The 19,426-nt window shown below is 49.1% G+C and carries 20 protein-coding genes; 9 read left to right on the top strand and 11 right to left on the bottom strand.

Annotated features, from left to right (window positions below; genetic code table 11):
• Window positions 1–422: 422 nt before the first annotated feature.
• Both B0I18_RS15650 and B0I18_RS15645 read right to left on the bottom strand, forming a co-directional pair.
• Window positions 423–1,127 carry a polyprenol monophosphomannose synthase gene (locus B0I18_RS15650; RefSeq protein ID WP_106523676.1) on the bottom strand — a complete coding sequence of 235 codons (705 nt, stop codon included), beginning with the start codon at window positions 1,125–1,127 and terminating at the stop codon, window positions 423–425.
• 68 nt (window positions 1,128–1,195) lie between these two features.
• Window positions 1,196–1,972 (bottom strand): 3'-5' exonuclease, encoded by a 777-nt coding sequence (locus tag B0I18_RS15645; RefSeq protein WP_106523675.1) that lies wholly within the window; start codon window positions 1,970–1,972, stop codon window positions 1,196–1,198.
• A 140-nt stretch (window positions 1,973–2,112) separates the two neighbouring features.
• Between B0I18_RS15645 and B0I18_RS15640 the strand changes: the two genes are divergently transcribed.
• The 3 genes from B0I18_RS15640 (at window position 2,113) to B0I18_RS15630 (ending at window position 4,633) form a co-directional block, all read left to right on the top strand.
• Complete coding sequence (locus B0I18_RS15640; protein WP_106523674.1) at window positions 2,113–2,616, top strand: DUF1579 domain-containing protein; 504 nt, start codon at window positions 2,113–2,115, stop codon at window positions 2,614–2,616.
• Window positions 2,617–2,687: 71 nt separating this feature from the next.
• Window positions 2,688–4,157, top strand: a complete 1,470-nt coding sequence (gene guaB / locus B0I18_RS15635; RefSeq protein WP_106523673.1) for an IMP dehydrogenase — start codon at window positions 2,688–2,690, stop codon at window positions 4,155–4,157.
• Between the two features lie 176 nt (window positions 4,158–4,333).
• On the top strand, window positions 4,334–4,633 hold the full coding sequence (locus tag B0I18_RS15630; RefSeq protein WP_106523672.1) for a hypothetical protein: 300 nt from the start codon (window positions 4,334–4,336) through the stop codon (window positions 4,631–4,633).
• A gap of 8 nt (window positions 4,634–4,641) precedes the next feature.
• Here B0I18_RS15630 and B0I18_RS15625 read toward each other — a convergent pair whose 3' ends face one another.
• Window positions 4,642–4,995, bottom strand: a complete 354-nt coding sequence (locus tag B0I18_RS15625) for a winged helix-turn-helix transcriptional regulator (protein ID WP_106523862.1) — start codon at window positions 4,993–4,995, stop codon at window positions 4,642–4,644.
• A 122-nt stretch (window positions 4,996–5,117) separates the two neighbouring features.
• Between B0I18_RS15625 and B0I18_RS15620 the strand changes: the two genes are divergently transcribed.
• A complete protein-coding gene (locus B0I18_RS15620) occupies window positions 5,118–6,065 on the top strand; it encodes an NADP-dependent oxidoreductase (RefSeq protein ID WP_106523671.1) in 948 nt (315 codons plus the stop codon).
• Window positions 6,066–6,146: 81 nt separating this feature from the next.
• On the opposite strand, the gene B0I18_RS15615 is transcribed toward B0I18_RS15620, so the two are convergent.
• The 3 genes from B0I18_RS15615 to B0I18_RS15605 form a co-directional block, all read right to left on the bottom strand.
• Window positions 6,147–6,743, bottom strand: coding sequence for a short chain dehydrogenase (locus B0I18_RS15615; RefSeq protein WP_106523670.1), 597 nt, complete (start codon window positions 6,741–6,743; stop codon window positions 6,147–6,149).
• Between the two features lie 69 nt (window positions 6,744–6,812).
• Window positions 6,813–7,448, bottom strand: a complete 636-nt coding sequence (locus B0I18_RS15610) for a class I SAM-dependent methyltransferase (RefSeq protein WP_106523669.1) — start codon at window positions 7,446–7,448, stop codon at window positions 6,813–6,815.
• A gap of 106 nt (window positions 7,449–7,554) precedes the next feature.
• Window positions 7,555–8,409, bottom strand: coding sequence for an AraC family transcriptional regulator (locus tag B0I18_RS15605; protein ID WP_106523668.1), 855 nt, complete (start codon window positions 8,407–8,409; stop codon window positions 7,555–7,557).
• A gap of 226 nt (window positions 8,410–8,635) precedes the next feature.
• Between B0I18_RS15605 and B0I18_RS15600 the strand changes: the two genes are divergently transcribed.
• Window positions 8,636–9,517 carry an alpha/beta hydrolase gene (locus B0I18_RS15600; RefSeq protein ID WP_219905989.1) on the top strand — a complete coding sequence of 294 codons (882 nt, stop codon included), beginning with the start codon at window positions 8,636–8,638 and terminating at the stop codon, window positions 9,515–9,517.
• Between the two features lie 92 nt (window positions 9,518–9,609).
• Here the strand turns inward: B0I18_RS15600 and B0I18_RS15595 are convergent, their stop codons facing one another.
• Both B0I18_RS15595 and B0I18_RS15590 read right to left on the bottom strand, forming a co-directional pair.
• Window positions 9,610–10,356 (bottom strand): DUF3667 domain-containing protein, encoded by a 747-nt coding sequence (locus tag B0I18_RS15595; RefSeq protein ID WP_106523666.1) that lies wholly within the window; start codon window positions 10,354–10,356, stop codon window positions 9,610–9,612.
• A gap of 5 nt (window positions 10,357–10,361) precedes the next feature.
• On the bottom strand, window positions 10,362–10,631 hold the full coding sequence (locus tag B0I18_RS15590) for a hypothetical protein (protein WP_106523665.1): 270 nt from the start codon (window positions 10,629–10,631) through the stop codon (window positions 10,362–10,364).
• 111 nt (window positions 10,632–10,742) lie between these two features.
• Here B0I18_RS15590 and B0I18_RS15585 point away from each other — a divergent pair, with 111 nt between their 5' ends.
• The 4 genes from B0I18_RS15585 (at window position 10,743) to B0I18_RS15570 (ending at window position 14,640) form a co-directional block, all read left to right on the top strand.
• Window positions 10,743–11,504: a response regulator transcription factor gene (locus B0I18_RS15585; protein ID WP_106523664.1), complete on the top strand. Its 762-nt coding sequence runs from the start codon at window positions 10,743–10,745 to the stop codon at window positions 11,502–11,504.
• A gap of 71 nt (window positions 11,505–11,575) precedes the next feature.
• The gene (locus tag B0I18_RS15580) at window positions 11,576–12,340 is read left to right on the top strand and encodes a helix-turn-helix domain-containing protein (RefSeq protein WP_106523663.1); all 765 of its coding nucleotides are present in this window, start codon (window positions 11,576–11,578) and stop codon (window positions 12,338–12,340) included.
• A gap of 85 nt (window positions 12,341–12,425) precedes the next feature.
• Window positions 12,426–13,100, top strand: coding sequence for a DUF4386 domain-containing protein (locus tag B0I18_RS15575; protein ID WP_106523662.1), 675 nt, complete (start codon window positions 12,426–12,428; stop codon window positions 13,098–13,100).
• A gap of 94 nt (window positions 13,101–13,194) precedes the next feature.
• Window positions 13,195–14,640, top strand: coding sequence for a S41 family peptidase (locus tag B0I18_RS15570; RefSeq protein ID WP_106523661.1), 1,446 nt, complete (start codon window positions 13,195–13,197; stop codon window positions 14,638–14,640).
• Window positions 14,641–15,255: 615 nt separating this feature from the next.
• Here the strand turns inward: B0I18_RS15570 and B0I18_RS15565 are convergent.
• The 3 genes from B0I18_RS15565 to B0I18_RS15555 all read right to left on the bottom strand — a co-directional run bounded on the left by B0I18_RS15565 (window position 15,256) and on the right by B0I18_RS15555 (window position 19,360).
• A complete protein-coding gene (locus tag B0I18_RS15565; protein WP_106523660.1) occupies window positions 15,256–16,509 on the bottom strand; it encodes a hypothetical protein in 1,254 nt (417 codons plus the stop codon).
• Window positions 16,510–16,775: 266 nt separating this feature from the next.
• Window positions 16,776–17,417: a response regulator gene (locus B0I18_RS15560; protein ID WP_106523659.1), complete on the bottom strand. Its 642-nt coding sequence runs from the start codon at window positions 17,415–17,417 to the stop codon at window positions 16,776–16,778.
• Window positions 17,414–19,360 carry a tetratricopeptide repeat-containing sensor histidine kinase gene (locus tag B0I18_RS15555; protein ID WP_106523658.1) on the bottom strand — a complete coding sequence of 649 codons (1,947 nt, stop codon included), beginning with the start codon at window positions 19,358–19,360 and terminating at the stop codon, window positions 17,414–17,416. The genes B0I18_RS15560 and B0I18_RS15555 overlap by 4 nt, the downstream gene beginning before the upstream one ends.
• Window positions 19,361–19,426: the final 66 nt, after the last annotated feature.

Here is a 19,426-nt window from a genome sequence, read left to right as displayed (position 1 = left end):
TCATCCTGAGCCTCGCGAAGGAGCTTATCAGGCGCAGCTGACGCGAGTTCCGGAGGGTTTCATCTCACTACCTAATAAAATGAAAGCGGCGGATCACCTGATCCGCCGCTTTCATTTTATAAACGTAATTTTCTTTTAACTTCCTGTTGCTTACGCTAACCCCTCACATCTAACAAGCCCCACATTTCACATCTAACAAGCCCCACATTTCACATCTCTTATCTAACATCTCTTATCTAACATCTCTTATCTAACATCTCTTATCTAACATCTCTTATCTAACATCTCTTATCTAACATCTAACATCTCTTATCTAACATCTCTTATCTAACATCTAACATCTAACATCTAACATCTAACATCTAACATCTAACATCTAACATCTAACATCTAACATCTAACATCTAACATCTAACATCCAATTACAAAAACCGCCTCATCTTCCACACCCCGAAGATGGCTTCCTTCACAATGCCTTTCGACATTTTGGATACGCCTTCTTTCCGGTCTACAAAAGTTATCGGTACTTCCTTCAGTTTGAAGCCCAGCTTCCAGGCGCGGTATTTCATTTCGATCTGGAAAGCATAACCGATAAACTGTACCTTGTCCAATGGGATAGCTTCCAGTACTTTCCTTTTATAACATACAAACCCGGCGGTACAATCTTTTACCGGCATCCAGGTAATGGCGCGGGTGTAAACCGAAGCGCCATAGGAAATAAAAATGCGGTCGAATGGCCAGTTCTTGATTTTGCCGCCGCTGGTATAACGCGAGCCGATAGATACATCGGAAGAGGCTGCACAGGCCTCGTAAAGCCGGATCAGGTCGTCGGGGTTATGCGAAAAATCGGCATCCATCTCGAAGATGTATTCGTAGCCTTCTTTCAAGGCCCATTTGAAGCCGAAGATATAAGCGGTACCGAGCCCCTGCTTGCCACTGCGCTCTGCGATATGGATACTGCCCGGAAATTCCTGCTGCAGTGATTTTACAATAGCGGCAGTACCATCGGGCGATCCGTCATCTACAACAAGCACGTGAAACCCTCCTTCAAGCGACATTACTTTGCGAAGGATCTGCTCAATGTTTTCCTTTTCGTTATAAGTGGGTATGATAACAAGTTTGTCCAAAAGAAGCTGCGTATAAGAATTATGGTGATTGGTCTGGCTGCTAAAATCGTAAGAAATTACGACAATTGTTATTTATTTTTTCGGAGTAACATCTTGTTTAAGATCTCCGATATCATCTGCTTCGTATGCAAGGCAAAGTCTGCATTCATCATCCAGTCGTAGTATTGCGGTTCCTTGCGGAATACCTCTTCCACGGCAATGCCTTTGTATTTACCGAAGTTGAATACAGGTACGCCGTTTTTCAGGATCATACGGCGGGCATAATCTACAAATTCGTCGCCGCCTGTATATTCATGCAAGGCCGGAACATCGTTTACCAGGTCGCCATATTTGTCCAGCTGCGCTTCGAGTACCGAAACGGTAGCCAGCACATCGGCTTCGGCGCTGTGTGCGTTCTCCATTTCCTTATTGCAATAAAAGGCATAGGCCGCGCTCAGCGTACGGGCTTCTTTCTTAAAGAAGATCTGCTGTACGTCTACAAATTTCCGCTCTTTAAAATCGACCGGGATACCTGCTCTCAGGAACTCTTCGGCCAGCACGGGGATATCGAATTTGTTGGAATTATACCCCCCCAGGTCGCAGTTTTGCAGGAACTGTTTCAGTTCATGGGCTACGTGTTTAAAGGCCGGTGCATCTTTTACATCGTCATCGTAGATGCCATGGATCGCCGAAGATTCGGCAGGGATGGGCATTTCGGGGTTTATCTTTCTTACCCAGGATATTCTTTGCCCGTCGGTCATCAGCTTCACTACTGCTATCTCAACAATGCGGTCTTTGGCCGAGTCTATACCTGTGGTTTCCAGGTCAAAAAAAGCGATGGGTCTCTGTAATTGTAATTGTGCCATACGATGGTAGAAAAATCGGGTAAAAGTAGGCTAAAAAGCTGAATAGGCAATCGCTATAGACCGGTCTATTTTGATAACATTGCATTCCCGGCTTTTTTAAATTAAAGGGCTAACTTGCAGGTAACCCAAACCGGATCGCGATGTCGAAAATGAAATTTGTGACCTCGAAAGAAGCGGGTATGCACAACAGGCTGGCGCAGCTGGCCGGTAACTGGACCGTGTATACCCGTACCTGGTTCGAACCCGGCGACCCGGCCGATGAGTCGGAGATGACGGGACAGATCAAACCTGTACTGGACGGCCGTTTTATGATGCATGAATATAGTGGCAGCCTCAAGGGTAAGGCCTTTACGGGCGTAGCCTTGTATGGCTACGACCTGAGCTCGGGCCGGTTCCAGGTGGCCTGGGTCGACAGTTTTCACATGGGCACCGGCATTATGCTGTCGCAAAGCAGGCCGGGCAGCGATGTGTTCGATGTAAAAGGCAGCTATGTGGCCGGTGGCGATGAGGCTGAAGTATGGGGCTGGCGTACCGAATTAGACCTGCCCGATGATGGCACCCTGGTGATCCGGGCTTATAACATCAGCCCGGAGGGCGAAGAAAGTATAGCAACGGAAACCGTGTATAAAAGGGTGACTACCTGATGCAATTATGTAAGAAAAAAAAATGTTTTTGCAGTTTTTGAAAATATACAAATCTTGCAATACCTTTGCACATGGCTGCAAAATCTAAGTTTTACGGCGAAGGATTAACATTTGACGACGTCCTGCTCGCTCCCGCTTATTCTGAAGTACTTCCGCGCGAAGTAAACATTTCAACCCAACTTACTAAAGATATCAAGCTCAACATTCCGTTGTTGTCCGCTGCTATGGACACGGTTACGGAAATGGAGCTCGCTATCGCGCTGGCCCGTGAGGGAGGGATCGGTATGTTGCACAAAAACATGACCATCCAACAGCAGGCAGAACAGGTACGCCGGGTAAAACGCTCGGAGAGCGGACTGATCCTGGATCCGATTACCCTAAGCCCGGATGCCACGATCGGCGAGGCTTTGCGCCTGATGAAGGATAACAAGATCGGCGGTATCCCCATCGTCGACGAAGCGCACAGGATTGCCGGTATGCTGACCAACCGCGATTTGCGTTTCGAAAAAAACGTAAAAAGAAAAGTGTCCGAAGTGATGACGGCTACCAACCTGGTAACCGCGCCACAGGGCACCAACCTGCAGAAAGCAGAGAAGATCCTCCAGCAACATAAAATTGAAAAATTACCTGTCGTGGATAAATCCGGTAAACTGATCGGCCTGATCACCTTCCGCGATATCCTCCAGTATAAAAGTCACCCCAATGCCGGTAAAGACGGCTTCGGCCGTTTGCTCGTAGGCGCTGCCGTTGGTATTACTTCCGATGTGCTCGACCGCGTAGATGCGCTGATGCAGGCCGGTGTGGACGTGATTACGATGGACAGCGCACACGGTCATTCCCGTGGCGTTATCGAAACCGTAAAACTGGTGAGAAAAAGTTTCAAAACCTTACCGATCATTGCCGGTAATATTGCTACCGCAGCAGGCGCTAAAGCCCTGGCCGATGCCGGGGCCGACGCCGTTAAAGTGGGTGTAGGTCCGGGTTCCATCTGTACCACCCGCGTGGTTACAGGCGCCGGCGCTCCACAGCTTACCGCTATCATGGAAGCTGCACAGGCCCTGAAGAAAAGCGGTATCCCGGTTATTGCCGATGGCGGTATCCGGTACACCGGCGATATGGTTAAAGCCCTGGTTGCAGGCGCTAACACCGTAATGGCAGGTTCTATCTTCGCCGGAACGGAAGAGAGCCCTGGCGATACCATTATTTACGAAGGCCGTAAATTTAAATCTTACCGTGGTATGGGCTCTATCGATGCCATGCAGGAAGGATCTAAAGACCGTTACTTCCAGGATGCCGAAGACGACATCAAGAAACTGGTTCCGGAAGGTATCGTAGGCCGTGTACCTTACAAAGGCAGCCTGAAAGAAGTGGTACAGCAGTTTGTAGGCGGTCTCCGGGCCGGTATGGGCTATTGCGGCGCTAAAGATATTAAGACCCTGCAGGACGATGCGCAGTTTATCCGTATCACTGCAGCCAGTATGGCCGAAAGCCACCCGCACGATATCGTGATCACCAAAGAAGCGCCTAACTACAGCCGTTAAGCCCTTCTCTGAATATAATAAGCAGAACAGGTTATACCCGGAAGGGTATAACCTGTTTTTGTTAAGAATCTATAAAGCCCCGCCGCCTTATGTTCAGGCACCGGCTTTTTAATTACATTTACAGGAGCAAAGGCCCGTAACCCTTGTCTACGAAGCCATTCACCGTTTTTTTATTTATGAAAGACAACAGGGATAAATCATCGCATATACTCAACGCTTCATCCAACCTGCTGGGGCTGTGCTTTGTGGTACTGACCTCCCTGAAGTTGCTGAACATCGCACATAAAACCGTTATCGACGAGCTCACAACCGTGGCCACCATCCTGTTTATGACCAGTTGCATCCTCTCCTTTCTTTCGATAAGGGGCAACCGCAATAGTGGTAAGTTCGAAGCCATTGCCGACTTCTTTTTCCTGGGCGGCTTGGGGTTATTGTTCGTAACCACCTTACTGTTTTCTTTTAACTTCATTACCTGAGATCAGCCTCAGGCAAGACTTCCTTTCCTGGCCTGCTCCCGGTCCATCTGCCGTTTGCCCCATTGTTTCAAATGCCGGATAAAGGGGATCAGCTCCTCCGCTACGGCCGTTAAGCGGTATTCCACCCTGGGCGGTACTTCGAGGTATACCTTACGGGCCACCAGCCCGTCTTCTTCCAGTTCGCGCAAGGTCTGTGTCAGCATCTTCGGCGTTATATCCGTCATCTCCTTCCGGAGTGCGCCGTAGCGAAGCACGCCGTCGAGGTGCAGGTGCCAGATAATACGGCCTTTGTATTTGCCGCCGATCCGTTTAAAGGCATAATCTACCGGGCATACGGCCGCGGTGCTGGTTTTTATAGGCATATCGATAAAATCTTTTCCCTGATAATCAATAAGAGTATCCTTTTGGTACGTAGGATACCAAATGGTACATACTTGCTGCAAATATAGTGGCCGGGTATTTTTGCGGGAAATAAATAAATTTTATGCGAGCAATAATCATCGACAAACCAGGAGCTGCAGCAGACCTGCAACAGGTAACGCTGCCGGCGCCGGAAGCCGGCCACAACGAAGTATTGGTGGCGGTAAAAGCCATCAGCATTAACCCCGTAGATGTAAAGGCCAGGGCCAACGAAGGCACCATGAACTGGCTGATGGCCGATGAACGGCCCGCTATACTGGGCTGGGATATATCGGGTGTGGTTGTGGGTACGGGTAAGGCAGTAACCGCCTTTAAACCGGGTAACGAAGTATTCGGTATGATCAACTTCCCGGGTAAAGGCCGGGCTTATGCCGACTATGTAGTAGCCGATGCGGCGCACCTGGCATTGAAGCCCGCGACAATAGACCATAACGAAGCTGCTGCCGCTACGCTGGCGGCACTGACCGCCTGGCAGGTACTCACGAAGGCCATGCAGGTGCAGGCCGGACAAAAAGTATTGATCCACGCGGCAGCGGGCGGGGTAGGGCATTATGCTGTTGCCATGGCCAAACACCTGGGCGCTTATGTAACGGGTACTTCGTCTGCAGCCAACCGCGATTTTGTATTGTCGCTGGGTGCTGATGCTCATATCGATTATAACACTACGCCTTTTGAAACCGTAGCCTGGGAGGCCGACTTTATTTTTGATACCATGGCGGGCGACACACTGAAACGCTCGGTAGAAGCGGCTAAGCCGGGTGCCGTGATTATCTCCATCCCCTCTTCGGCCATACCCGAACCGCTTAAGGAACAGGCACGGGATAAAGGCGTTACGCTGGACTTTTTAATGGTTACTTCGAACGGGCAGGATATGCAAAGCCTGGCCCACCTGTTGGAACAGGGAAGCATAAAGTCGCATGTATCGCAGGTTTTTGACTTTACTGCTATGCGCGAGGCGCACGAAGCCGTAGAAACCGGTAAAACGAGGGGTAAGGTGGTGGTAACTGTTTAGTGAGAGCACCGTTTTTAATAACAAACCACAGGGATACATCAAACGTGTATCCCTGTGGTTGTCCAGGGGTAACGGACCTGTTTATTCCACACGGATCACCTGGCCGGTAATGCCGCCCAGCACGCTTTTATGATAACCATAGATCACCTGTTTCATGGTTACCGGCATATGCCCCGGGAAATACGGGAAGTAACCCGGCGAATCTTCAACCACGGTGGGGCTTACGGCATTGATGCGTACGCCTTGTTCCAGTTCGATGGCGGCCGCCCGCACAAACGATTCGATAGCGCCGTTTACCGCCGAAGGATTGGCGCCGGTGAGCACAGGGTCCCGGCTTAATACACCTGAAGTCAATGTAAAGGAACCGCGCGGGTTGATAAAGTGCTGCCCGATCAGTACGAGGTTTACCTGGCCCATCAGTTTGCTGTTGATGCCGATACGGAACTGCGCATCGGTCATCGCCGTAAGCGGTCCGAAATGAGCGTCGCCTGCGGTACATATCAGCGCATCGAAAGGCCCGGTCTGGCGAAACAGGTTTTCGATCGATTCGACGGAGGATATGTCGGTATGGATATCGCCGCTTTTACTGCCGGTCCTGATAATTTCATGTTCCGGTCCGAAAGAGCCGGCTACCTGTTTACCTATAGTGCCCGAGGCGCCTGCAATGATAATTTTCATAATGTTGCTTGTTATTTATACGGTTATAACGATAGGTTGTATTGTACGCCTGTATTGCATTTTAGACTGCTAAAGCTTCCTGCCTGCAAAACGGATTACGGAACCCGTACCGATATGGTATTTTCCTTCGTTCAGCGCGATCTCCTCCTGCCGCAACAGGTGTATATCATAACCCGGGAAGTCGGCCTTAAGTTCAGTTTCGGAGCAAAGCATGTCGATATCCTGTGGGCCTCCCACGGCGGGATTGCTTTGCCGCAGCGGCAGGTGCGCCTTGCTGAACGCTTCGAATATAAGCGTACCGCCGGGCCGCAGGTAAGTATCCAGGCGGCGATGTAATAATGATTTTTTGGCCGCTGTAAAATGGGCGTAGATCAAGGCTATGACGTCGAAGGAGGAGGGTTCGAAGTGCATCTCTTCCAGGTCGCCTACCTGGTAATCAAGGGTAACGCCTTGTTCGCGGGCCAGCTGCAGGGCTTTGGTCCTGCCTGTGATGCTGAGGTCGGTAGCGGTAACCTGCCAACCCAGTTGCGCTGCAAATACGCCGTTGCGGCCTTCTCCGTCTGCGGGCAGGAGGATGCGGCCAGGTTCCAGTGTTTCCAGCCAGGATTTAAAAAACAGGTTTGGTGTTTTGCCATAGGCAAAGCCCGGCTCATTATAGCGCTCGTTCCAGCTGTTCCGGTATTGTTCGTCCTCGGATAACGGCATTGGTTATGGATTTAAGGGTTGAAAGAAAGGTAATCCCTTTTGGGTAGGGCAAAGGTAGACCCACTCACCGGCCTGCTGATAGGACTAAACCGCAGTTTTATGGTACTTAGCCCCGGTCCAGCCTGCGAAAGGCCTCCGGTGTATAACCCGTATGTTTCCGGAACAGGCGTATGAAATAAGAAACATCTTCGTAACCCAACTCATCGGCCACCTGGGTAACCTGGCGCGAAGTAGCCAGCAGCAAGCGTTTGGCTTCGAGGATCACCTGTTCCCGGATAAGCGCCGAAGGCGTTTTACCCAGCGTGGTTTGGGTCATCGCACTTAACTGGTAGGCCGACAGGTGCAGCATGGCGGCATATTGTCCCACCTGTTTATGCGTGCTGATATGGGTTTCCAGCAGGTGCAGGAAACTTTCCAATTGTTCCTGCCGGTAATCGTTGCCCGGCCTGCAGTCCCGCTCCTGCATACGGTTCAGCCCGGTAAAGAAAACGGACAACTGGGCTTTGATCATCTCTTCATAATCTTCCCGGCGGTTGTAGTATTCCTGCCAGATCGTATCAAGTGCATATTGCAAAGGGGGCCACTGGCGGGGTGCACAGTAGTAAGCATTAACCGCAGCGCTCTGCCGTAAACGTAAGCGGGCCGGTTGCTGGTCGGGGTAGTAAAAAGAGGCCGGGAACTGGAGCAGGTAGCCGGTGGTAGCCGCATGCAGGTGCAAACGGTGTACCTGCCCGGGGCGCATCAGGAATACCGACTTTGCACTGACCGTATAATGTGTGAAATCTATGTCATGCATACCCGAGCCTTTAAGGATTACGAGCATAAAATAAAAGTCATGCCGGTGCAGTTCCTGGATCATATCCTGCCCGCCGGTAAGGGCGCTGATCTGCCGGATGCAGAAGCCCCCGGCATCCGGTGTAGCGGCGGTGGTATGCAGGCTGCGAACCGGGATTTTTTCCATGGGTTACAAGTATAACGATGCGTTAGCGAAGCTACGCTAAATTTCGTGTGCCGGGCTAAAGCCGGAGGATGCCGGCACCTGCTACTCTGTAGTGACAGCAACCGGTTGAGCGGGTGATTTGTAGGGGGATAATGGGGGCAAACGGGCCCTGGTGGCTGGCTGTGAACGCTAATTTAGTTATTTTCGATGCCTGGAATAATCGCGAAAACTACTTGCTACTGATTTTATGAAAAGAATACTCATGCCATTGGTCCTTGTTGCCGCTTTAACCACAGGTTATGCGCAAAAGGCCCAGCCCCTGAAGGTTATTAACACGAAGCCGCTTGTGCTGGCTACCACGGAAGAGGTGCAATCTGCCGTCCTGGGAGAAAAACGGGTCCTCAATATTTATCTTCCCGAAGGATACAAAAAAGAAGATACCACGAAATACCCCGTGGTTTACCTGCTGGATGGCGGTGCTGAAGAGGACTTCGTACATGTTGTAGGACTTATCAGGTACAATACCCAACCCTGGATCAACCGCTTTCCCCGTTCTATCGTGGTAGGTATCGAGAATACCAACCGGAGGAAGGACTTTACCTTCGCGGTCCCCAATCTCGATTTTGTAACCCGTATCGGGTACAAACCGGAGCATTTCCCGGCGTATGGCGGTTCGGCCCGTTTCATCTCCTTCCTGAAAGAGGAGTTGCAGCCGTATATCAATAGTCATTACAATACCAGCGGACAGCGTACGATTATCGGCGAATCGCTGGCTGGGCTTATGGCTACCGAGATCCTGCTCAAACACCGCGAGCTTTTCGATAATTACATCATTATGAGCCCGAGCTTATGGTGGGGTAAGGAGTCGCTGCTGGCCGAAGCGCCCGCATTGCTGAAAAAGAGCCTGGATAAAGACATCAAGGTGTATATAGGCGCCTGCAGTAAAGACGAAGATAAGATCATGTATGACGATGCGGTGGCGCTTGACGAAACACTGAAAAAATACGGCGGTAGCCGGATGAAAGTGTATTATGATTACCTGCCGGGTGAGATCCATGCCACTATTATCCACCAGGCGGTATACAGCGCTTTCCGTTTGCTGTACCCCCATACCGAAACCCAATATTAAGGAAGGCATAAAGATAAAACCGCCCGGCAAAAACCGGGCGGTGTTTTTATTTTTTGTTTAGATAATGGTTTACTAAATTGCTACCGGTATATTTACCGGGCTAAAAGGCCTATGATAATGCCGACTACAATACCCACAAACGCATAAAAAACGCCTATGGATACCAGGACCATGACACTGCGCAGTATTAGCTGGTAAGGTTTATAGCCATAAGCCGAAAAGAGCTGGGAGTAAAGCCAGATCGTATATAGGGAGCCCAGCACCCCGGAGGAGATATTGTACAATATATAGAGGATTTGGGTATCCCGGATAAAGATAGTGCAGATGAGAAAGGGGATACTCAGGATCATTTCCGCAGAGGCTTTATAGGCATTGATCACCAGGTGTTCAGTGGCGTTCAGCCGTGCTTTGCGGAACCATAAAAAACTGAAGAGCGAGGACACGGGAATGGTAATGAGAAAAAGCACCTTAGGATACTTGGTAGAAAACTCTTCCATAACCGAGATGGCCACTTTCGTATTTTCCGGTACGATATCCGCCAGCTTAAAGGGGCTTAGGGCAGATATAAAGTGTGTCGCTCCCAGGATAATGACCATGAGCGTAATGAAGTTGAAATAACCCACGCGTTTGCCCTGTATGTAATCACGTATACTGTGGCCGGGACGCGTAAATAATTCTTTGATCGTAAAAAGAATGCCCTTGTCGATATGCAGGATACCGTGTATCAGGTCGTGCTCGATAAAGTGTTTTACCGAATACCGGTGGGTAGATGCTTTCTGCCCGCAGTACGGGCAATAGGGGGCGGAAAGCGTTTCGGTACAGTTTAAACAATGGTTCATCTGGATCAGGAATGGGATTGTCGTTTTTTAACTTCTTTACGGATATTGGAATTGTGGATCAGGATCGGGATCATGGTGGGTATTGCTGTGCCGATAACAGGGAGCATAGCCGGTAATTTGCCGGAAAGCCCACCCGTCCGGGTAATACCAACGTAAATGAATACGCAGATGACGATAAGCCACAGCAGCGAGAATGCGATTACGATGCCTTTGGAGGAAGCCTGGCTTTTCTGAAGCTCTTCAAGGCTCATTTCTGAAAGCGTTTTTTTTGCCATAACACTTGGATTTTTTCGGTGTTACAAAAGTCACAAAACAGGCGCTGGATCACGCTACACTTTGGTGTAAAATTTTGATCTGTAATATAAAATTTGTTTTAACCCGATTAGATGAAAAGCCCAGCGCAGCACAGCCTGCTTACAAAAAATAGACCCGGACCGGTTACAGAAGCCGACCGCCTGCAATTGAACGGGTATATAGAAGTGTTGAAAGCCCTCAGCCGGCTTACTTACGAAAGCGTTTACGTGATAGACTACGAGAACATGGCCTTCGACCATGTATCGGTCAACCCCTTGTTTTTAAGCGGGCATACCGCAGCGGAAGTACAGCAGATGGGATATGAATTTTATTTCAGGAATGTGCCGGAACAAGACCTGGAATTGCTGGCGATACTCAATGACGCCGGTTTCGATTTTTTTGAAAAGGTCCCCCGGGAAGAAAGGAAAACGTACAGTATTACCTACGACTTTCACCTGCGTAATGCTTCCGGCAAGGAAGTGCTGATCAATCATAAGCTTACACCGCTGTTTCTGAATGCATCGGGTAAAATATGGAAAGCGGTTTGCATCGTATCCATTTCCCATCATAAAACTGCCGGTAATGTAATCATTCACAAACAGGGAACCGAAGAGCTGTGGACCCTCGATACGAAAACCCGGCGCTGGCACAAATCATCCAAACCGAAGCTTACGGAACGCGAAACAGAAGTATTGCGTTTGTATGCACAGGGCATGACGATCAACCAGATTGCCGATAAGCTTCATGTGGTTCCCGATACGGTAAAATACTACCGGAGGAAGATCTTCGAGAATTTTGAAGTCGCCAATATCGTGGAGGCCCTTGCCTATGCGATGCACCATAAAATTATCTGAGTCCTGCAGGGCCTTACCCGCGCCGGCTTGGGCACAACCTGTAAAACGTATTCAATGGCTTGCTGTGTGTTATGTTATACGAAATAATACCACCTTGCGTCGCCCTCGCCGATATGATCAGCCATTTCTGGACCGGTAGCTGGGACGCCTCCCGGCCGCCGAATACGACCTATATGGTAATCGCCGGCAGTCTTACCGAACTTACCTTCGCGTTTGGCAACCGGGATAAACCATCCGGTTTATTGTTCTCGTTGCTACAGGGACATACGGAGCGCCCCTGCCAGCTTCCGGTCGAAGGCTTTTACCACCTGTTGGGTGTTTCCTTTTATGCCCATGCCATACCCTTATTGTTCGGCGTCCCGGCCGGCGAACTTACGAATAAGATCCTGGCGCCCGATCTGTTGCTGGGACCTGGTGCAAGACAATTATACGAAATGATGGATGCGGCGGTCACTATGCAACAACGTGTAAGCCTGCTATCTGGTTATTTCCTGTCGGCCCGGAAAGCGTTGCTGCAGGACCAACTGATGATCCGGGCTATTCACGTCCTGCGCAAGGGGCGGGAAGAAGCAGGACTGGATACACTGGCACGGGAGTTTTGTCTTTCACCCAAACAGTTTGGCCGGCGCTTCAAAGCCGCTTCAGGCTTTAATCCCAAGACCTATGCCCGGATCATACGTTTCGAATCTGCCATAAGCGATTGCCTGCATGCACCGCTGCTTACGGATGCGGCCTATGACCATGGTTACTACGACCAGGCGCATTTTATCCGCGAGTTTAAATCCCTCTCGTTGTTTACCCCCGGCGATTTCCGCAAGCTGGGTGCCGAACAATAAGCACAAACAAAGATGTCTTTTTTATACAATTCCAGGCAGCTTACTACCGCTAGTTTTGTCGTATAAAACGAAACTACGATAGGTTATGTCTATGTATACTACAACAAAACTGGCCGGGCTGCTGATGCTTGCAGGGCTTGCCGCAGGCTTATGCAGTGTTGCCCCGGAGATAGATATGCCGGGGTATTTAACAGAAGCAGGTAAGGCGCCGGGCCGGGTTATCCGGGCGGTGGTCTGCCAGTTTATACTGTCGCTTACCTATATGGGTGTGGCAGTTTTGCTTTATCCGCAGCTAGCACGTTTCGGCGGCAGCCTGTCAGTGGGTTTCCTGGGTTTCCGGATCGTTGCGGTCGTGCTTTCTGTTATGGGTACGGTACTGTTATTGGCCCTACTGGCCCTGAGTAAAGCCTACCTGCAATACCCCTGGCCAGCCCTGGCCGTTACCGGCGATATACTCAAAGTAGTGCGCGATCAGCTCAATCATGTATTTATGGTGCTGACCTTATGCATCGGTAATGTAATGTTGTATGTGCTGCTGCTCCGGTCGGGACTGGTGCCATCCTGGCTGCCGGTCTGGGGCATAGTTGCCGCATTTTTGTCCATGATTGCCAGCCTGCTCTTTTTAGGACAATACACGGGCATTGCCACGCCGCTGTACCTGGCGCTTAATGTGCCGGCGGCGCTGCTGGAACTGGTTCTGGGCTTATGGTTGATTTGTATGCGGGTAGGGGGGATCGTTAAAACTATCGACGGGCCATGATAAAATTACTTTTAAATAAATGCCTTGGGGCGGGTATACAATACTATGAAAAGTAAGTACCTTCAAATTTATTTTTATATTTTATTTTATTGTTATGCTATTTAAGAAGTACCCCATACTGCTGCTGTTTATGGCGCCTGTTTTTGCTTTACACGCACAGGAAAAATGCGATTGCGAGAAAAACTTTAAATGGGTAAAGGAGACATTTGAAAAAAATGATGCCGGTTTTGCCTATGCCCTGGAAAAGAAAGGCCGGAAGGCCTACGAAAGCCATACCGCCCCTTATTTATTGAAGGTGAAAAATATAAGGAGCAGGGATAACTGCGCCGAAGTGATGAATGAATGGCTGGGCTTCTTTCGCAGGGCGCATTTCAGGGTCATAGCCCAGCATAACGATACCGCCCGCACAGGCGACGCGGCAGTCAACAGCGCCAACTGGCCTGTACTCGGTTTGCAGGAAGAACAGCTGCGCAAAGCCCTTGCGCAAAAACAGGATCCGGGTTTTGAAGGCATATGGACTACCGGGCCCTATACCATTGCCATACAAAAGCAGGCACAAGGGTACAAAGGTGTTGTGCTTACCTCAACCAATGAGGCCTGGAAACCGGGTATGGTAAAGCTCGAAATCAACAGCGACAGTACCGGCGTGTTCTATATGGGCAACTTCTCGGCGAATAAGGTATCAAAAACAAACAAAACCAGGTTGGTTAGCCCCAATACCTTAAAACTCTCCAATGTTTTTTTAAAGAGAACTTTCCCCGTTTTGCCGGAAACGGGCAAGCATGAGTTGTATACTAAAATGGTCATGTCCCCGGTTCCTTTCCTGGAGCGTATTTCACCCAAAACGCTCTATATGTATATCCCCAGCTTCGAAGGCGGGCATAAGCCTTTGATCGATAGTTTGCTGACGGCTTCGAAGGGATTGCTTGCACAAACAGAAAACCTCATCATTGATATCCGTAATAACGGCGGCGGTAATGACGATAGCTACGAAAATATTATTCCCTATCTCTATACCAACCCGATACGTATTGTAGGCTTGGAGTTCTATTCCACACCGCTGAATAATAAAAGGATGGAAGAATACCTGGCTATACCGGGTCTTTCGGAACAGAACCGTACAGAGATAAACAAGGCATTGACCACACTCAACAACAACCTGGGTAAGTTTGTAAACCTTAACGGAGATCGTGTTTCTATACAAAAACTGGATACGGTATTGCCCTTCCCTAAAAACGTTGCCGTTGTGATTAACGAAAACGACGGGAGTACATCCGAACAGTTTTTGCTGGCAGCCAAACAAAGTAAGAAGACAAAGCTATTCGGCACTACTACCATAGGGGTACTGGATATATCGAATATGTGTTTTGTTACATCGCCGGATAACCAGTTCCAGCTGGGGTATTGCCTTTCCAAAAGTTATCGTATACCCGATATGGCGATCGACGGTAAAGGTATACAGCCCGACTACTACCTGGATAAAACCATACCCGACGAAGACTGGGTATCCCACGTACAGCAGGTGCTGGAGCAGCTTTGAGTTTTGAATGGGGCTTAGGAGGAAGACTGTCATCCTGAGCGCAGCGAATGATCAGGAGGAAGGGTGTCATCCTGAGCATAGCGAAGGATCAAGAGGAAGGGTGTCATCCTGAGCATAGCGAAGGATCTTACCGGTTAGCTGGCTTTATCGGAGTAGTCGTACTGAAGGGGTACTGTCATCCTGAGCACAGCGAATGATCAAGAGGAAGGGTGTCATCCTGAGCATAGCGAAGGATCTCACCGGTTAGCTGGCTTTATTGGAGTAGTTGTACTGAAGGGTTGCTGTCATCCTGAGCTCAGCGAAGGATCTTATCCGTTAGCCGGCTTCCCTATGGGGAATCCAGCTGTTATACGCAGCGAAGGATCTCACCGGTTAGCTGGCTTTATTGGAGTAGTTGTACTGCAGGGTTGCTGTCATCCTGAGCCCAGCGAAGGATCTTATCCGTTAGCCGGCTTCACTATGGGGAATTCTGCTGAGGTTAACGAAGTCGTTAAACCCAAAATAAAGAACACCTTCGCAAGGCGAAGGTGTTCTTTATTTTCAGGAAAGGCAGGGGCTCGTCCGTAGAAATCCTGTAGCCCGGCTACAGAATTTTTTATACATCGTTTTTGAACTTTAGAAGGCATTAAAGTTGAAATTAGCATTGCCCGAAAAGCCGTTCAGATAGGTTGTCGATGGCATATTGCTGATAATTGTCGACCTGTAAGTGCCCATATATGCAGGTGTATAGGTATTGTTGGGATGATTGCTGGCCGGGTCGATTCCATATACCTCGCCGTAGAAGCGCATCGGGGCGCCCCAGTTATAGGTCACTGTTCCGCCTAACTGGTTGATCCGCTTAAACGACTCCCACCAGTCGCGTTCATATACATTCCAGATTACATCTTCAACAAGGTTGGACATATGGGTATTGACATAGTGCCAGTTGCCCATATCGGCGGTAGTTACCAGGCTTTTGCCATAACCGACAAAACTGCTCAGTGCTGGGCTGTAAAGCGGATACCAGGAGGATGGCCCGGTCCAGTAGTACATGGCATGCAGCCAGATTTCAGATTTTGATTTCTTTTCAAACTTAAACCAGGGGCGGATATTGATCATATCGATACCCGAGTAGGAGCCACCAGGTGCGATAGGGCCGCCAATAGGCACCGTATTGATCGGCGGCACACCGCCTATAGGGTTCAGGTGTACGTTCAGCACAGCCACGGCAAATGTCATGGCTTCGTTTTCATCGATGCGTACCGGTGTATTGGTACCGTTCTGCCGGAACCAACCCATGATCTGGTCTTCATGACCGGCTTCGTCAGAAAGCTCCAGTCCCGGTGTCAATACTTGTACCGTATGGCTACTGAAGAGTCCCAGGTTGGGTATGTTGATGCCAAGTTCATAGGTAATCCCGTTTCTCTGGAGTACCGCAAGAATTTTATTGACGGAAGAAAAATCGTAGGGAATAGTGGTTATCGACTGGTTGGCCAGACCCTGGTTCATCGCATTCTGAAGCGTTGGGAACTGGTTGAAGATCGTAGTAAAAGAAACCCTGCGTTCCGGGTTGGCCTGTACCTGGCTTACAATGAAGTTAACCATATCCTGGGTCAACAGACCTTTTAAAACATTGCCGAATGCATAAACGGCCATGTCTATTTTCTCGTAGTTGGCGTCTTGCGGAAACAGGAGCAGGTTGGCATCGCTGGTGTTCAGGGGCCTGAAATTGAGATTTTGTTGTTTGGCAGACACCGTCTCGTTAAAGGTGTCTGCATTGGGTTTTGTCTTTACATCTTTCTGGCAGGACCCGAGCCCCAGGGCCAGCAAACAGGCGGTAATAAAGAGTTTCGACGAATGTGCGGGAGCTATTCTTTGCTTGTGTTCCATAAATAGTTTAACGATTAGTGAATGGTTTAACCAAAAATATCTAATCGTATTACTCCCGGATAAGCGAGTTTATAAACTGGTATGATTTGCGTACAACTATGCCCGAATGATGCTTAACCCTGTAACCCATAATGCCCGCAACCGATTGCTTTCTTTTTCGCGTTTTTCTTTTAAAGGTATTTTTAGGTACGCCTGGATGGTTCCGGCTGCCGACCGGGCTTAAGGAATCTATCAGTAAACACTGTATTCGCCTTTCGGGTAACGGATCAGGGTTTGATCAAACCTAAATGAATTGCTTTTTTGATCAGCCCTACCGCGTTTTTTACATTCAGTTTGAACAATAAATTCAGACGATGGTTTTCTACGGCACTGAGGCTGATAAATAATTTTTTAGCGATCTCCGGGCTGGTCATCTCATTCGCTATCAGGTGCAGGATTTCCGTTTCCCGTTTGGTGAGGGCAGGGATGCCGTTGGTATTGGCCCGGGTTTCCATCATATCGTGCAGCATCAGGTCTTTCAGATCCTCGTCTATAAACTGCCTGCCTTTATGTATGGTTTCAATGGCATTAATAAGCTGGAAGGGGCCGGCAGTTTTCAGTAAATAACCTTTGGCGCCGTTTAAAAACATATTACGGATATGGAAAGCCTGGTCGAGATTGCTGAGCACCAATATGGCAATATGGGGATATAATTTTGAAACCTGCTGCGCCACTTCATCGCCCTGCATGCCTTTCATCTGGATATCGAGCAGTAATACATCCGGTTGCCGTTCTTTAAGCCTCAGCAGCAGCGCTGCGCCGCTGGTACAGGCGTCCAGTATTTCAATATGTTTGTATTCCGCCAGTATCTTCTGAATACCGTTCAGGACTATGGGATGATCATCGGTTATGGTAACGGTTATTTTCATGCCTGCTGTTCTTTTTGCCGGAGTAAATTGAATTCAATATAAATGGTTGTACCGCTGCCGGGTGTTGAGCTGATATGAAAGTTGCCCTGTAATTCCTGTACGCGGCGTTTGATACTTTGCAGGCCTATGCCGCCCTGCTTTATTTTTTCTTCCGGCATGCCTATCCCGTTATCCTCTACGGTTATATCCAGGAATTCGTTGTGCTGGCTCAGTTGCACCAGGGCCAGGCTGGCAGCGGCATGTTTCAATATATTTTGTACCAGCTCCTGGATGATACGGTACAGGGATAGCTGGAAGCCGCTATTGAGTTTCCCGATAAAACCATAATACTGGAAGTCTATTTTCAAACCTTCATCATCCTGGATGGCATTACAATAAATACGGACGGCTTCGGAAAGTCCGTGATTGAGTAAAAGCTCGGGCATCAGGTTATGCGCTGTCTTGCGCACCTCGGCAACGGTATCGTCCAGCAGGCGGCTTGCATCCCGGTATACATCGATGGTAGCGACCTCGGGCACCCGCTTCTGCAGGATGCCCAGGTACATTTTAAGGGTGGAAAGCAGGCCGCCGATACCGTCGTGCAGGTCATGTGCAATACGGGAACGTTCTTTTTCTTCCCCTTCAACCATGGCATGCCAGATCGCCGTTTCCTGTTTCTGACGCTGTAGTTTCTGTTTGTATAAGTAGAAAAACCCGGATAAGGCCAGGATCAGCGCGGTGCCGGCAAGGGTTCCGCCGATCATCATATTTTTACGGACAATTCTTGCGCGCTGATCCGCAATCTGGAGCTTGCTTTCGGCAATCACTTTATTCTTTTCGGCCGTCTGGTATTTTACCTCCAGGATACTTAAGGAGCGCACTTTTTCTATATCCAGCAGGCTATCTTTAATCGTGATCAGTTTATCTTCATAATCGAGGGCAAGCGCATACTGTTGCTGGTTGCGGTATACGCTTACCAGGCCTTCATAAATCCGTTTCAACTCCCGGTTGCCGCTTAATGCCTTTGCCTTTTGCATCGCTTCCTGCAAATAGGCAAGCGCTTCCGGGTACTGCTCCAGGTCCAGGTACATATTACCCAGCGAAATCAGGGCCTGTAATTTACCGGAAGGGTAGTCCTCCTTCATATCCAGGATGCTTTTGTAAGATGCAATAGCCTGTTCCGGTTTATTTTCTGCCTTATAAATATTACCCATCAGGTCGGCCACAGCATACGCCACTTCTGTGGATTGAAACTTTTTATTGGTTGCTATAGCCAGGCTGCATTTCTCTTTGCTGGCATCCGTTTTATGCTCTTTCAAAAAGAGTAAAGCTTCATTCATGTAAATATAGGGCAGCACAAAATTGGCTTCTTTCACCCGGAAGGCGATATCCTTTGCTTTATCCAGGTAATAAAATGCTTTGTCGGTTTGCCCGAGTTCATAAAGAATACTGCCAATGTTGTTGTAAATAAGGCAGAGCAGTTTGCTGAAACGTGTGCCTGTAGCCATGTGCATGGCCTTATATTGCAGTTGCAGGGCTTCTTCGTAGCGCCCCCAGGAAACATAAACGGCGGCGGAGTTGGAATATAAAGTAATGTTGGTGGCCGTATCCTTCGGCTCCTGTTTCGCTGCATACTGAAGCGCCTGGTCATAACAGGCCAGGCTGGAATCATACAAACCCTGTGCCATAAACAAGGTACCCATAGACTGCATGCTTCTGACCACCCCGCTTTTGAAACCGCAGCGCAGGCTGTGTTGCCGGGCATCGCGTACCAATTGCATTGCGGTATCTGGCTGGTACCAGCAAATGCTGTCGGCTCTCCTGATCATAGATAAAACCAGGGCCGTGTCTTTAGCACCCGATAGCGGTCCCGGGTTACTGCTTCGGGCTGACTGGCAGCCAAGCAAGTGCAGGGACATATACAAAAGAAAAACGATGCTGAAATAACGAAAGCAAGCGGTCATGGTTTTCCTTTTATGGATTTGTTTTCCCGTCGGGACCGTCGGGATAATGGTGTTTGCAAGTTAATC

This window comes from Taibaiella chishuiensis (assembly GCF_003014535.1).
GTDB classification, from domain to species: Bacteria; Bacteroidota; Bacteroidia; order Chitinophagales; family Chitinophagaceae; genus Taibaiella; species Taibaiella chishuiensis.
Note: the sequence above shows the minus strand (reverse complement) of the source record. Positions and strands in the feature narration are given on the sequence as shown.